This window comes from Neomoorella stamsii (assembly GCF_002995805.1).
Taxonomy (GTDB): Bacteria; Bacillota; DSM-521; order Neomoorellales; family Neomoorellaceae; genus Neomoorella; species Neomoorella stamsii.
The window spans coordinates 1-14374 of record NZ_PVXL01000071.1 but is presented as its reverse complement, the minus strand read 5'-3'; the positions used below and the strand labels follow the sequence as shown (position 1 = coordinate 14374).

Annotated in this window: 14 protein-coding genes and 1 pseudogene; 11 read left to right on the top strand and 4 right to left on the bottom strand. The window is 56.4% G+C overall.

The genetic code is table 11. The features are described 5' to 3' along the window. Positions 1 to 186: 186 nt before the first annotated feature. The gene (locus tag MOST_RS14875) at positions 187 to 2361 is read right to left on the bottom strand and encodes a CRISPR-associated helicase/endonuclease Cas3 (RefSeq protein WP_054936369.1); all 2175 of its coding nucleotides are present in this window, start codon (positions 2359 to 2361) and stop codon (positions 187 to 189) included. 162 nt (positions 2362 to 2523) lie between these two features. Between MOST_RS14875 and MOST_RS18630 the strand changes: the two genes are divergently transcribed. The 5 genes from MOST_RS18630 to queG all read left to right on the top strand — a co-directional run bounded on the left by MOST_RS18630 (position 2524) and on the right by queG (position 6555). After that, entirely contained in the window at positions 2524 to 2739 is a 216-nt protein-coding gene (locus tag MOST_RS18630; protein WP_083476553.1) for a helix-turn-helix transcriptional regulator, read from the top strand. 114 nt (positions 2740 to 2853) lie between these two features. Beyond that, a complete protein-coding gene (locus tag MOST_RS14865) occupies positions 2854 to 4329 on the top strand; it encodes a long-chain-fatty-acid--CoA ligase (protein WP_054936368.1) in 1476 nt (491 codons plus the stop codon). 186 nt (positions 4330 to 4515) lie between these two features. Continuing rightward, entirely contained in the window at positions 4516 to 5097 is a 582-nt protein-coding gene (locus MOST_RS14860) for an HD-GYP domain-containing protein (protein ID WP_054936367.1), read from the top strand. Positions 5098 to 5236: 139 nt separating this feature from the next. Continuing rightward, the gene (locus tag MOST_RS17380; protein WP_157049471.1) at positions 5237 to 5398 is read left to right on the top strand and encodes a hypothetical protein; all 162 of its coding nucleotides are present in this window, start codon (positions 5237 to 5239) and stop codon (positions 5396 to 5398) included. Positions 5399 to 5430: 32 nt separating this feature from the next. Beyond that, entirely contained in the window at positions 5431 to 6555 is a 1125-nt protein-coding gene (queG, locus tag MOST_RS14855) for a tRNA epoxyqueuosine(34) reductase QueG (RefSeq protein ID WP_054936366.1), read from the top strand. A 126-nt stretch (positions 6556 to 6681) separates the two neighbouring features. On the opposite strand, the gene MOST_RS14850 is transcribed toward queG, so the two are convergent. Both MOST_RS14850 and MOST_RS14845 read right to left on the bottom strand, forming a co-directional pair. After that, positions 6682 to 7416 (bottom strand): glucose-6-phosphate isomerase family protein, encoded by a 735-nt coding sequence (locus tag MOST_RS14850; protein ID WP_054936365.1) that lies wholly within the window; start codon positions 7414 to 7416, stop codon positions 6682 to 6684. A gap of 97 nt (positions 7417 to 7513) precedes the next feature. Further along, positions 7514 to 7888 carry a hypothetical protein gene (locus MOST_RS14845; protein ID WP_106007216.1) on the bottom strand — a complete coding sequence of 125 codons (375 nt, stop codon included), beginning with the start codon at positions 7886 to 7888 and terminating at the stop codon, positions 7514 to 7516. 163 nt (positions 7889 to 8051) lie between these two features. Between MOST_RS14845 and MOST_RS14840 the strand changes: the two are divergent. Beyond that, a pseudogene (locus MOST_RS14840) lies at positions 8052 to 8924 on the top strand (protein prkA); the annotation flags it as partial. 35 nt (positions 8925 to 8959) lie between these two features. Here the strand turns inward: MOST_RS14840 and MOST_RS14835 are convergent. Continuing rightward, the gene (locus MOST_RS14835; protein WP_054936363.1) at positions 8960 to 10522 is read right to left on the bottom strand and encodes a recombinase family protein; all 1563 of its coding nucleotides are present in this window, start codon (positions 10520 to 10522) and stop codon (positions 8960 to 8962) included. A 163-nt stretch (positions 10523 to 10685) separates the two neighbouring features. Here MOST_RS14835 and MOST_RS14830 point away from each other — a divergent pair, with 163 nt between their 5' ends. The 5 genes from MOST_RS14830 to MOST_RS14810 form a co-directional block, all read left to right on the top strand. Then, the gene (locus MOST_RS14830) at positions 10686 to 10877 is read left to right on the top strand and encodes a hypothetical protein (RefSeq protein WP_054936362.1); all 192 of its coding nucleotides are present in this window, start codon (positions 10686 to 10688) and stop codon (positions 10875 to 10877) included. Next, on the top strand, positions 10870 to 11463 hold the full coding sequence (gene cpaB / locus MOST_RS14825; protein ID WP_054936361.1) for a Flp pilus assembly protein CpaB: 594 nt from the start codon (positions 10870 to 10872) through the stop codon (positions 11461 to 11463). The genes MOST_RS14830 and cpaB overlap by 8 nt, the downstream gene beginning before the upstream one ends. Positions 11464 to 11564: 101 nt before the next feature. Beyond that, positions 11565 to 12749, top strand: a complete 1185-nt coding sequence (locus tag MOST_RS14820; protein WP_054936360.1) for a CpaE/TadZ family protein — start codon at positions 11565 to 11567, stop codon at positions 12747 to 12749. A 14-nt stretch (positions 12750 to 12763) separates the two neighbouring features. Beyond that, entirely contained in the window at positions 12764 to 14002 is a 1239-nt protein-coding gene (locus MOST_RS14815; RefSeq protein WP_054936359.1) for a TadA family conjugal transfer-associated ATPase, read from the top strand. After that, the coding region (locus tag MOST_RS14810) for a hypothetical protein (RefSeq protein WP_129588697.1) at positions 14002 to 14374 on the top strand (373 nt) is incomplete at its 3' end. The genes MOST_RS14815 and MOST_RS14810, both read left to right, overlap by 1 nt.

Below are 14374 nucleotides of genomic sequence, written 5' to 3'. Positions count from 1 at the left end.
ACATCACCATGGACCAGTAATTTCTTTTGCACCTCATTCATTCGGTTTCTCGCCTCCTGGTTGGTTTGTTTGTTTTGGTCTATTATTTTTTTACCAGGAGGCTTTTTTATTGGCAACACCTACCTTAATTCATTACAGGAATGCTTCTGAGATTTTTTAATAAAAACCTTTGAGAGCTAAAGCTCGCTAAAATACCAGCTCCTTCGGGTCGCAGGCTTTCGTCACAAGGCCACGAATTTCGTCGTAGCCACCCAGCCATTCATACAGGCCGGGAGATATTTCCTGGATCACACCTTCCCTTTGGAGAGAATTAACGGTGTAAGCATTGATGTTTACCAGGTAGGGCTGCAACTGCCGCATGATTTGCCGGCTTACACCGCGGTGGCGGAGGGCGCTGATTAGTTCATCCACCTTCCGGTCATCGGGGCCTTCATGATAGTGGACAATTACCGGGACCACCCTTTGCTCGATCATCTGGAATTTTTGCGCCACTTCGGGATAATTCAGGCTGCGGCGGCTGGCCTGGATCCCTTTGGCGTCCAGAGTGCAGGACTGGTAGAGGCGTTGGAAATAGATCCGGTACAGGCCGGGGTCGTGCAGGTCAACCCCTGTCTCGCCAGCGAGCAGCGTGGAGGCGATTTCGGTCCCGGTCTTATAGCTGCCCGGGGGCAGGTGGCCTTCCTCGGGATTGAAGATTATCACTCGTCCTTCCTGCAGCTTCCCTTCCCGGTTGCACCGCCCGGCGGCCTGGACAATCCTGTCCAGGGGACCTACAGCCCGCAGGACGAGGGGGAAATCCAGATCAACCCCCGCCTCGACTACCTGGGTGGCGACCAGGCGGCAAGGCCGGCCGTTTCCCAGGCGCCGGCGTACCTCCTGCAGGACCTTACGCCGGTGAGCCCCGCAGAGGAGCGTGGAGAGATGTAAAGCTTCAGGGTCGTCCAGGGCCTCCAGGAGGGCCAGGGCATCCTGTTTGGTGTTAACCACAGCCATAGCCTGGCGGGACTGGCGCATTGCTTCGGCTACCTGTTCCCAGCTCCATTTTTCATTGCCGGCGGGTATCTGGTAACCCACCCTTTTGAGCAATGAAAAATATTTTTGCGGGTCAGGAATTATTTCCCTTACGCCCTGCAGTCCCCGGAAAAAGGGGCTGGTCTCCAGGGCCGGCTGGGTGGCCGAGCACAGGATGACCGTTACTCCATAAAACTGGACCAGCTGCTGCAGGACATCAAGGATGGGTTCTAAAAGATGTACCGGCAGGGTCTGGACTTCATCCAGGATGATGACGCTGTTGGCGATGTTGTGGAGTTTGCGGCAACTACTGCTGCGGTCGGCAAATAAACTTTCAAATAGCTGGACCGTGGTCGTAACAATGAGGGAGGCATCCCAGTTCTCGCTGGCCAGGCGGGTCCGCAGTTCCTCGGGGGTAGGGTTTTCGGGATCTAGTGACGGGGCAACGGCGCTGTGGTGCTCCAGGACATTGGCGTTACCAAAAATATCCCGGTAGACGTCGGCCGTTTGCTCGATAATGCTGGTGTAGGGTATGGCGACAATGATTCTCTCCTTCTGATAATGCAGAGCGTGGAGCAGGGCGAAGGCCATCCCGGAACGGGTCTTGCCGCCACCGGTGGGTACGGTCAAAGAAAAGAAACCTGGCGTTAGTTCGGCCGACCGGCAACAGTGCTCGTAGATTTCCCGGCGGATTTGGTTGACATGGCCGGCACTCTTATCCATTAACCTTTGCTGGTCCGCCGCCAATAAAGACCATAAAGTAGCAATGGAGGCTCCTTTTTGCCGCAATTTTGTCAGGGAGGGTTCAAAATGCCTTTCGGTGTCAAGGAAATCGGCATCGACCAGGGAACTGAAGAGAAGGCGCAGGAATAGTTCGACCCGGCTAAATACATCCGCACCTGCTCCTCCCTGCAAAAAGGGCGGCAATTCCTTGTCCAGGGGTTGCTCCGGTTCTAAAGACGGGATAACCTGGCGGGCGTTTTGCAGGGTTGTTTTATAACGTTCCAGCTGTACCTTATCCTTTAAACGAGTCTTTAATTCTGCCCGGTCGGGCAGGCCGCCGTGGTGGCCGGCGATAAGGAAGGCCAGGGGTTCAAAATATTTTGAGGCCAGCAGGGCGCCGGCGCTGGAATGGTTGGGGCCGCGGCGGCCGGCTTCGCCCTGCAGGTAAGCCTGGAACTCCGGGTGGAACTTCCCCAGGTCATGCCAAAGACCGGCCCGGTAACCCAGATGCGGCGCTCCCAGCCTGGCAGCAAAATCCCGTGCCAGGTTGGCGACGGCCAGGAGATGCTCATATAGTAATTGCCTTTGCCCTTTTGCATTCGCGCTGTGGGCTAGAAACTCAACCATTCCTTTCTATCATCCTTTTTTGTCAAAATATAACTAAAAAGGATGTTCGACAGGTATTTACCAAAACCTGCATCGTGACAGGATAAATTATAATTTCTTGTACCGACATAAATTGTCGGGTACATATGTTTGACATAATTTTTTTACCTGGAGGAGTAAAGAATCACCTACTATACTGCCAGCCGGGACACCATCACCGAACGATTGATTGAGCCCTACCACCTGTGCTTTTTTCTCGGCGCCTTGTATGTGATTGCTTACTGTTATTACCGCCGGGAAGTGCGCCTTTTTGCCCTGGATCGTATTCGACAATGGCAGGTGACGGAAAAGGGATTTAATGTGCAGCCGGATTTTCCCTGGAAAACTATTGCTTTTTAATATTGCGGGGACGATTTTCTATACCTAGAGGTAAAAGTAAAATTCCCTGCCCGGCAGGAAAACTCTAGCCGGCAGGGAATTTTTATTTATAACTTTCAAAGGAGGTTCTCGGGGATGTTACTCTGGCAACTACCGCAGCGACACCAGCAACTTACTGGACACCCGGCCCTGGTCTACCAGGGGGAGCAGGTCACATATGGCGAGCTGGTTAAATGGATCGATGCCTACGCTAGATTATTCCAGGAACTGGGTGTCAGACCTGGCGAGAGGGTAGCCATCTGCGCCCCCAATTGCCCGGAGTTTATCTACAGCTATCTGGGGGCCCTGCAGGCCGGGGCCATCGTTGTACCCTTAAACCTGATGCTGACCCGCGAGGAGATCGCCTTTATTATCCGGGATGCGGGCTGCAGCACTATGGTCATTCACCGGGTGATTGTGGAGCGTATGGGCCTGGCGCCGCAACATGCGGCAGCCTTGGGCTTAAAACACCTGCTGGTACTCGATAATAAAACCGCAGCCAGGGCCCAGGCCGCGCCGCCAGCACCGCCGGTGACGGCTTTAGAGGAAGATATCTGCGTTTTCCTTTATACCTCCGGTACTACCGGCCGGCCGAAAGGGGCCATGCTGACTCACAGGAATTTTTTGGCGGATATTGAGGCTATGGATGCCGTATCCAACCTGGGGCCAGATAATAATTTCCTTTGCGTTTTACCCATGTTCCACAGCTTTGCCTGGACGACCTGCGTCCTCCTGCCCTTATATCTGGGCAGTACCATTACTATTAAAGAAAGCTTCCAGCCCAAGGATACCCTGAAAACCCTCTCTGAAGAAGATATTACCATTTTTTGTGGCGTGCCTTCCATGTATGCCGTCCTCCTGCGTATGGGCGAGAAGGGCCAGTTTAAGGCCCTGAAGTTTGCCATTTCCGGCGGGGCGCCCCTGGCGGCGGAAGTCCAGCGCGGCTTTGAAGCCAAATTTGCCTTCCCCCTGGTGGAGGGTTACGGCCTTTCCGAAGCGGCGCCCGTTGTCTGCCTTAACCCCCTGTACGGCATCCGTAAACCGGGGTCCATCGGCCTGCCCTTGCCGGGGGTGGAGGTTAAAGTGGTGGACGATAATGACCAGGAAGTCCCGGTGGGCGAGGTGGGAGAACTGGTAGTCCGGGGTCCAAATGTTATGGCCGGCTATTATAACCAGCCGGAAGAGACGGCCGCAGCCTTGCGGGGAGGCTGGCTTCATACCGGTGACCTGGCGCGGCAGGACGAAGACGGCTATTTTTATATTGTCGACCGCAAGAAGGACATGATCATCCTGGGTGGTTTTAATGTGTATCCCCGGGAAGTGGAGGAGGTCCTCCTGACCCACCCGGCCGTCCTGGAAGCGGCGGTGGTTGGCGTCGGTGATCCGGTAAAGGGCGAGACGGTGAAGGCGTATATTGTTTTGAAGGAAGGGGCATCTGTCGACAGGCGGCAGCTGCAGGAATTTTTGAAAGAGTACCTGGCCGCTTACAAGATCCCCCGTTTATTTGAATTTGTAGCAGATCTGCCCAAAAGCCCGACAGGCAAGGTACTGAAAAAGCTATTGAAGGGGTAGGGGAATCGCCTGCCGGCAGGAAGAATGCCGGCAGGTTTAATTTTACGGCAGTTGCCGGCGATTTTTTTACGTGGATGTTAAAGGCGGGCCGGAGATGTTAAATTAAGGCGATTATTCATTAAAGATACTTGAGGCCTGTCAATTTTTCGGTTAAAATGGTAGCAGGCGGGAAGAGGAGTGGTCCCGGTGTCGGTGGCACCAGAAGTGGCAGTTTTGCTGGATCGCCTGCGTAACCACAGTATGACGACTTACCAGCATTCCTGTAATGTCGGCAATCTGGCCTGCGCCCTGGCCGAGGGACTGGGGCTTCAGCAGGAAGAAGTGAACATCATTACCGTGGGGGGGCTCTTGCACGATATAGGCAAGGCCCGGGTGCGGGCGGCCATTCTCCACAAGGCGGCTCGTTTGACGGCGGCCGAGTGGGAGGTCATGCGCCGGCACCCGGAATTTGGCGTCCAGATCCTGTCCGGTAATGAGAAGTTTGAGGTTCTTGAGCCCCTGGTGGCCTACCACCATGAACGCTGGGACGGGCAGGGTTATTATGGCCTGGGGGGCAGCGATATTCCCCTGGGAGCCCGCATTATTGCCCTGGCCGATGCCTTTGATGCCATGACTTCCTGCCGGGCCTACCAGTATTCTAAAAATTTGCTTGATGGCATCCAGGAGCTGGCGTCTGGGGCGGGGAAGCAGTTTGACCCCCGCCTGGTACAGCTTTTTTTTGATATTATGCCGTCCATTCTCAAACGCAACAGCCGCCGGGCTTCTTGAAGATAGGTATCAGGCAGCAAAGCCACCGGGCTTAAGATGGACCGGTGGCTTTTTAATGCGTTAACCTGCGGTAAATTCCTGCTTATAAGGTAAACTCTGCCGGGCTATACTAAAGTGGAAAAATGTTAGGAGGGATTAAATGAAGATGGGTGCCGACAATGCCCCGTTGAGTTACCGCTGCAGCCGCTGCGGCAATACCTTTAAAGTCAATCCTGGTAGTGCCAGCATCTGTCCTGTCTGCGGTTTTAACTGTGGCCCTGATAAGTGCCGGCGGCTGGAAACCTCTGATGAAGGTTATTAAAATAATATAAATAAGGAAGAGGGAACCGGGGCATGCAGGCAGCAGAACTAAAAGATTGGGCTGCACGCCGGGGCCTGGTCCTGGGGATAGCCCCGGCCCGGCCCTTTGAACGGGGTGAGGCGGCTTTAAAATGGCGGGCGGAAAGGGGTCTTAAGACTCCTTTTGCCAGTGGTCGGCCGGAAGAACGCTGCCAGCCCCGGCTTCTTTACCCGGCGGCCCGTTCCCTGGTGGTGGTAGCCAGGCCCCACCTGGAGCCGGCCGGGCCACCGGGCCCGGGAGAGGGGCTGATTGCCTGTTACGCCCTGGGGCCAGATTACCATGGTGAATTACAGGGCCATCTCCAGGACCTGGCCGGCCTTTTACAGCAGGGCGGGGCCGGCTTTACTGCCATCCAGGTTGACAGTGGCCCCCTGTTGGAAAGGGAGGCTGCCTGCCTGGCCGGCCTGGGTTATTATGGCGCCAGCTGCAACCTGATTATCCCGGGCCTGGGGTCGGGCACCTCCCTGGGCCTCGTTATCACCGACCTGGAACTGGAACCCGGTGTACCCCTTGAACCCGCTGCCTGCGAGGATTGCGGCCGGTGCCTGGCGGCCTGCCCGACGGGAGCTTTAGTGGCCCCTGGCCGCCTGGACCCGGAACGCTGCCTGTCCTACCTGACCCAGAAACGGGGGGTGATCCCGGGAGAACTGCGCCCCCTTTTTGGGCAATATATCTGGGGTTGTGATGCCTGCCAGGATGTCTGCCCGGCCAACCGGCGGGAGAGGGCGGCATTACGAGAGGTGGCCCGCCGGCAGGAGGGAAGGGTAAGAGTAGTGGCCGGGGCAGGTCACGAAGTAACCTGGCCGGACCTGGCTACCATCATTACTATGGATAAGGAGCAATTTAATCGAACCTTTGGTCCCACAGCCCTGGCCTGGCGGGGGAAAACTGTGCTCCAGCGCAATGCCGCCATTGCCCTGGGCAATCTGGGTGACCCCGGAGCCATGGTATCTTTAGCGCAGGCCCTCCGGGCCCCGGCTGCGATCTTAAGGGGTCATGCGGCCTGGGCCCTGGGGCGCCTGGGTGCGGCGGCTCGCCCGGCCCTGGAAAAGGCCCGCCGGGAAGAAACCGACCCCTGGGTGCGCCGGGAGATTGATGAAGCCTTAGCTTTCCTGTAGACGGCGGCGAGCGGCGGAGTGCATAAAAAAACCCCGATTTGAAGTTTACCGGGGTGTTACACTGTCTATCCTGAAAATATTCCTTTTCAGGCGTCGCAGGTGGCCGGTCCTACCGGCCATGGGGTACTACTTTAAAATTTTAAAGGCCTCCGGCTCGGCCACAAAGGCCTCGTACAATGATTTATTTTTGACGATACTCACGGGCTGGCTGAGATTGGGGGCGGCCACCATCTTCAGGGCCACCGAATTCTGGTAGTGGGTATTTTTAACGAAATCGCCTTTGCCATCTTCACCTTCCAGGTAGTAATAGGCGGCACCACGCTTCTCCCGGAAGGGACCATAAAGGGAGGAAAAGTGGCTCTCAATGAGATTGACCATGACCAGGGGCTGGCTGCCGGGGTTGATGGTTACATGGCCATAGGCCGGAGGGATGAAGACCTTGTCGCCTTTTTTGGCTTCGACGGCCATAATTTCTTCCACTTCACCGCTGCGGTTATTTTTCTGCAGCAGGTAAATGGCTTCCCCGTCAAGTACCTCGTAGTACTCGGGATAGGTTTCGGAAGAGTGGGGTTTCAGCGGGTGAAAGTGCCCCACAGTTTTAATATACTCTTTACCAATGGTACCCGGCAGGACAACGGTGATGTCGTAGCGGATGTCATGCTGCTGGTACAATTCCCGGTCCTTTTCCAGGCAGACGCCCCGATACATGTAATAAAGGGGCCGGTCGCTGGGCGGGACATCGGCATAGAGTACCGGCAGGACATCAGCGAGGCGCCGGATGTCTGGCTCCGGGGCTAATACCCCGCCGGCAAAAGTTAAAAGACCACTGGCTTCCAGGGTAAAATGCTTGCCTAAAATCATGGAGGATGACCTCCCCGGATTATTTTCTTTTCCATTATAACCTAATGGCCCTGAAAAACAACCCTTTTTTGGTCAGGGACGCCACTGCAGTTATTAGTTAGGCCTGCCTTTGCCCGTACATCTCCCGGAAGATGCGGGTGATAACCCTTTTTTCTTCTTCATCAAACAGGCGGGTCACGGAAAATTCTACCACGGTTGTCAGGGTACCATCGGGCAGTTCGTAAATCTCTGACTTGACAATGTGGCCGTAGCCCAGGACCTCCTCGCTTTTAGTAACAATCAGGGCTTCCATACCCACCGGGTGGGCCAGTTTATGGCCCTGGCGGAAAAAACCCAGGATAATATTACCACTGGTGCGCTTCCACAGGAGCAGGTTTTCGCCGTCGCCCTTTTGCTCGTTGGGTTTTTCCGGCAATTCATCCACCGGCAGGCGGATTAGCCAGGTAAACTCGTACTTGTACCCCAAACCCATCACCTCGCCGATATTTTTTACCGATCCTCATATAATCATTCGGCTCCACTCCTTAGTTTTCCTCCTCCTGTCAGTACCCTTCTTTTTCCGGTCCTTCATACATATTATATAATACTCCAACCTTATACTGCTGCTATTTTTCCCTGGAAGGGAGGAAGGGCCGGTGAAAATCCTGGAACGTCTGGAGGAATACCGCCAGGAAGCCAAAAAGTTATACTGGGAAGGCACCTTTGCCGATTACCTGGCCATGGTGATTAAGAATCCCAGGCTGGCGCGGCTGGCCCATGCCCGGATATATGACATGATTGCTGGTGCCGGGGTGGAAGAATTTGACGGTGTCAAGCGCTACCGCTTTTTTAGCGAAGAGATCTTCGGGCTGGAGCGTACCCTGGAAAAGCTGGTGGAAGAGTATTTTCATTCGGCAGCCTGCCGGCTGGATGTGCGCAAGCGCATCCTGCTCCTCATGGGGCCGGTCAGCGGCGGCAAGTCGACCATTGTGACTATGCTTAAACGGGGCCTGGAAAGGTACAGCCAGACCGACGCCGGCGCCATCTATGCCATTAAAGGCTGTCCCATGCATGAAGAACCCCTGCACCTCATTCCCCGGGAACTCAGGCCGGAGTTCCAGAAGGAATACGGCATCTATATCGAAGGCAGCCTCTGCCCCGTCTGCCAGCTGCTGGTCGAAGAGAAATATGACGGCCGGGTAGAGGAGGTACCGGTGGAACGCATCGTCCTTTCGGAAGAGAAACGGGTCGGCATCGGCACCTTCAGCCCTTCTGACCCCAAGTCTCAGGATATTGCCGAACTCACCGGTAGCATCGATTTTTCCACCATTGCCGAATACGGTTCCGAGTCGGACCCCCGGGCCTACCGCTTTGACGGTGAACTCAATATAGCCAACCGGGGAATAATGGAGTTCCAGGAAATGCTAAAATGTGACGAGAAATTCCTTTATAACTTGCTCAGCCTTTCCCAGGAGGGCAACTTTAAGGCTGGCCGTTTTGCTTTGATCTCGGCGGATGAGTTGTCAGTTACCTCATACCACCAATAAAGATCCTTCTATGGGAATTACTTTTCAAACGAGAATAAGGGGTATATTTCCAGGTTAAACTTGCCCTTGCCTGTCTTGGTAAGATATACTGCCGAGATAAGACCGCGTAGCAAATTGTTTTTTGCCGTCTTATCTTTAGCTGCATTATAAGCTGCCAGAAAGGTTTTAATGTTTTCTTTCAGGGTCACCATTTCTTTCTCGGCGTCGCCCGGGGTTTTATTATTTTGCGGGATATTTTCTAAAAGAGCCATCTCCTTTTTTATTTCTTGCTGGCGTTCTAAAAATGTCTGGTCATCGTAGATGCCTGCTTCATATTTCTCGCAGATAAAGTTTAACCTGCGCCTGAGTTCGGCTTTTTTTTGTTCTATGGCTTCGGAAACGTCCAGGGTGGCCGCCGCTTCTTTCTGGGCGTTATAGGTTTCATTAAACATTTCTACTAGCTTTTGCGCATTAAATTCGCCTAGCTGTTCCAGGTAATTTAAAATACTTGCCTCTACATCCCGGTATTTTACAAAGCCACAACCATTTGGGCAGAATAAGAATTCTTTATGATAGACGCTGGTTCCTCCTGTTTTTTTGCGGTAATGCTGGACATTTAGCTGCCTGATCATGTGTTTGCCGCATTTGGCACAGATGACCAGTCCCGCCAACTCGCAGGGCGAAAAATCCATTTTTACATGGGGACGGCTGGCGTTTTTGAGTTTAGTTTTTGCCCGGGCCATTTCCCAGGTTTCTTTATCAATTATGGGCGGGTGGGCATCATGTACAACTATCCATTCTGATTCAGGCCGCTCATAATGCCTGTTTTTAACTCTCCTGCTGGTGCGGAATTTCACGGTACCGATATAAACCTCATTTTCTGTTATTCGCTTTACAGAAAGGTAATTCCAACGTGCAGCCCGGCCGGGGCTGGTAATGCCAAGGCGGGTAAGGTAAGTGGCTATTGCTTTGTGGGATACCTCTTTCCCTTCCAACCCGTTATTGAAAAGATCAAATATAAGCCTTACTACTTTGGCTTCCTCTTCGTAAGGTTCAAGGCGCATGGTGTTCTGGTTTAAACGGTAGCCGTAGGGTACCGTGCCGGCCACCCATTTTCCTTCTTTGGCGTATGTATACCTGGCCCCGATTAAGCGTTCGCGGGTCATTTCAAATTCTTCCCTGGCCAGGAACAGCTCGAACCGGATCTGGCGGAGGTCGGCGCTGTTTTGCGGGTCGTACGTCTTAAAGGGGGTGAGGATAAAAATACGCTTATTTACAATGAGATCATAAATCTGGCCCATGTCGGTATAAGTGCCTCTGCCAAGGCGGGGTATCTCCTTGACGGCTATGGCGTCATATTTACCTTCTTTTAGTTCTTTAATTACCTGCTGGAATACGGGGCGGGTTTCTATTTTATCCCCGGACCCGATTTCCTCTGCTATATCATATGGGACTTTAAGCTTTTCCAGTTCGTCAACCATCAGTTTCCTTTGGGCCGCTAAAGTGTCCTCACCGGTTCGCCTCTCCCGGGCTATGTCCTGCCTGGAACGGCGGAGATAACAGATGATATTGTTTATAGTTGCATCTTCAGGGAGGTACATTTGAGAAACCTTCCTCTTTTGTTTTTGGTATGAGCTATATTTCGTTGTATAACCAAATATTCCTGCTTTTTGCAAATACCCCGAAAGGAGCGGTTATATGGCTTCCGACTTAATCCTTTCTGATCCAGATCCTACTATCCAGTAGGGGAGGGAGGTGGCAAAAATGAGTAAGAGTTGCCAGGTTAGGCATGTGAACCGGGATAAAAGTCACCCGCTGTATGGCCAGGCCGGGACCGTACAGGCGAGAGCCAGGGGGCCGGGACCAAGGAATTTGCTTGTAAAGCTGGATGACGGCAACCTGGTGGTGGCGCCCTGGGACAACTGGAGAGTGGTAAGGGGGACTAGCGATGTTTAAAAACTACCGTCTGATGTTGACGATAGGCCTGATCTGCGGCGGGCTGGCGGCATTCGGCGCCGTGACGGCGGTTAACCAGAAGGTCGGCGCCGTCCCGGCGGTGGTGGCCGCAAAGGACATTGAAGGCCACCAGGTGCTGGCGCCCGGGGACCTCACGGTGGTGCCGGTGCCCCGGGCGGCGCTATATAAAGACGCCTTGCCCGCGGTAAGCCAGGCGGTGGGCCAGGTGGCCCGGGGGTATATCCCGGCCGGGACTGTTATGCGGGCTTCGATGCTTCTCCCGCCTGCTAAGGCCGGGGCGAGCGGGCTGTTGAGTGACTACCCCGGCCTGGTGGCCCTGGCCGTCAAGGCCGATATAGAGACTAACCTGGCCGGTGTTTTGCAGCCGGGGGATAAGGTGCAGGTTATGGCCCGGTATAAAGACGCCAGGGGCGGCAGGTATGAGGTTCTGGCCAGTTCCGCGCCGGCCCTCGTGGTCAATGATAAAGGCGTCCTGCTGGGGTTGACGCCGGAGGAAAACGGCAAGTACCAGCAGGCCCTGGCCGGGGGCGCCGTCATATCCTTCGCCCTCCTGCCGGGGAAGTAGGAAAGGGGGTTTTTACTCTGGAGACGGCAAGCGTTATTGTCCTGGGGAATAAGGAATTTGTAGAGGACTTTCTTTCCGGGTGGCCGGAAGGGGCGCCGCCGGTGGCCGGGGTAGCTACCGATCTGGCGGCGGCCAGGGCCGCCGCGCCGGGAGACGGCGGGGTGGTTGTAGCCGGGTTCCCCGGCAATGACGGGGTAGAACTGGTCAAAGAAATGGCGTCCAGGTATCTCCGTAGCCGGTTTTTCCTGGCCGTGGAGGATGTAGCCCTGGCCGATACGGCCCTGTGGCGGCAGATGGCCGCCCGGGGCATCGTGTTGGTATCCATTAATAATACTGCTGTGGAGGTCGCGGCGGCGTTAAAAGAGGCTGGTTTTAGGGAAGCGCCTGCGCCTTTGCCTCCCGCCCGGGCCGGGGAGAAGCCGGGAAGCTGCCCGGATGAAAGGGTAAAGGTATCTATTGCTTTCTGGAGTACCAGGGGCGGGGTGGGCAAGACGGCCCTGGCCGTGAGCCTGGCCGCCCTGCTGGCCCTGCGGGGCCGGAAGATCAGGGGGGATTACCGGGTGGCCCTGGTGGACGCCGACGCCGACGGCGGCAATTTGAGCTACTGGCTGGGGTGCCCCAATCCCCGGGTGACCCTGCCGGCCTGGCTGGACCTGCCGGAAGGCAGTGTCGGCTGGGATACGGTGCGGGAATACCTGCTCCGCCATGAGGCCAGCGGCCTGTATTTCCTGCCCCGTTCCGCCCGGGCTACTGATGAGGAGTACATCACCGCCGGGCTGATGGAAAAGGTCCATGCCGGGCTGTCGTCGTATTTCGACACGGTGATCTACGACCTGGGGACGGCGATCCGCAAGGAGAACAACTATACTCCTTATCTTCTCTCTACGGTTGACACCATCCTGGTGGTCGCGCGGCCGGACCTGCCCACCGTCCAGAGCATCAAGAACGATCTGGACGAGCTGGTGCCCAGGTGGGGCCTGGACCCGGGCCGGCTGCGGCTGGTGCTGAACCGGCGGGCCAGGGGGGCTGGCTACAAGTTGGGGGATATCGCCAGGCATATGGGTATCCCCCTTTTGTTGCCGGGGCTGCCGGAAGATATCCATGTGGACCGGGCCGCCGACCGGGGCGCGCCGGTGGTACTGGCGTACCCGGGCTGCGATTTTAGCCGGGAGGCGGGGTTGCTGCTGGCCAACCTCATGGGCCGGGAGTTTGCCGATGCGGGCGACCGGAAAAGGCCCTGGGAGTACGTTGCGGGGCTTTTCCGGCACCGGGCCGCGGCGGTGTAAGGGGGGATGCTTGAATGGCGAACTGGGAGGCTGCTTTAGAGCCGGACCTGCTGAAAAAGGTGCGCTACCGGGCCATCACGCGTATCCGGAGGGAGAACCGGGAGGTCCTGCGCCGGCCGGAAGGGCACCGGGACTACCTGCAGCGGGTTTTTAGGGAAGAGTTGGAACGAATAAGGCCGGATATGTCCATCGGCCAGTTGAGGGAACTGGCCCGGGGCCTGGCCCTGGACGTCATGGGCTACGGGCCGTTATATGATTTGCTCCGTGACCCCAAGATCACGGAGATCCAGGTCTTTGCGCCGGACAAGGTGCTGGTGGAAAGGGAAGGGGAGGTTATGGAAGCCAGGGTCCGCTTCCGGGATATGGACCACCTCTTGAACATCACCCGGGGCCTGGTGGGGGTGGCCGGGGCCAGGCTGGACGAGAACAGCCCCCTGGTGACCTGCCAGCTGCCGGACGGCTCCCGGCTGACGGCCAGCATCGCCCCGGTGGAGCTGAACGGGGTCTTCCTGGGCATCCGCAAGTTCCCGGAGTTCCTGGACCTGGAGGAACTGGTGCGGCGGGGGACCCTTACGGCGGCAGCGGCGGCGTTTTTGAAGCTGGCGGTAGATATCGGCCTCAACATCGCCGTCACCGGGCCGGTGGGGGTGGGGAAGACGACCCTGATGAACGCCCTGGCCGACCTGATCCCCTTGGAAAAGACCCTGGCCACCAGCGAGGAAGTGGCGGAGCTGCAGTTCCCCGGGCGGCGGGATGTGCGGCGGCTGGTGGCTAAATTCCCTAATGTGGAAGGCACCGGGGAGATCTCCTTGCCTGTGCTGCTCAAGGCCCAGCTGCGCCACCAGCATGACTGGGACATCATCGGCGAGTGCCGGGCGGCGGAGGCCTACTACGTCCTCACGGCCACCACCGCCGGGCACAGCGTCATGACCACCTTCCACGCCGAAACCCCCTTAGAAGCCATCACCATGCGCTTCCCGGATATGGTAATGCAGTCGGCGGAAGGGCGCGCCTACGGGGACAGCCGGGCCATTGAGCGCAAGGTGGCCCTCAGCCTGGATGTGGTGGTGCAGATGGCCCGGGTGGGCCGGGAGCGCAAGGTGGTGGAAATAGCCGCCGTGGGTTGGGATAAGGAAGTAATGATTGAGCCTTTATTCCGCCTGGAGGGCGGTAAGTTAGCGAGTGTTGGCGGCGGGGGCCTGGAACTGCTTAGAGCCAAGCGGCCTTACCGCAACTGGAAGGCGGTGGACTGATGCTGTTATTTACCGGCGTAATGGCTTTGCTGGCCGTTATGTCTCTTGTAGCGGGTTTTTTCGCCTGGCGTCAGCGCAACCCTTTAGCGGAACGGCTGGAACAGATGCGCGGGGGCCGCAGGGTCGCAGGGTTTAAAACCTGGTGGCGGTCGTCCTGGCGGTTGGACTTATTCAGCGGCGATGAGAAGCTGGCCGCCGAGGCCGCCGCCCTCGGCGCCCTCCTGGCCGGGGGGTTGAGCTTTATGGTCGCCGGTTCTTTTTTTGCCCTTCTCCCGGGTGGTGCGGCCGGGTTTTTCTATTTCCCTCGGCTTTACGGGATGCTGCGCCGGGGGAGGCTGCAAGAGGCCTTCGCCGGGGAGCTGGGGCCGGGGG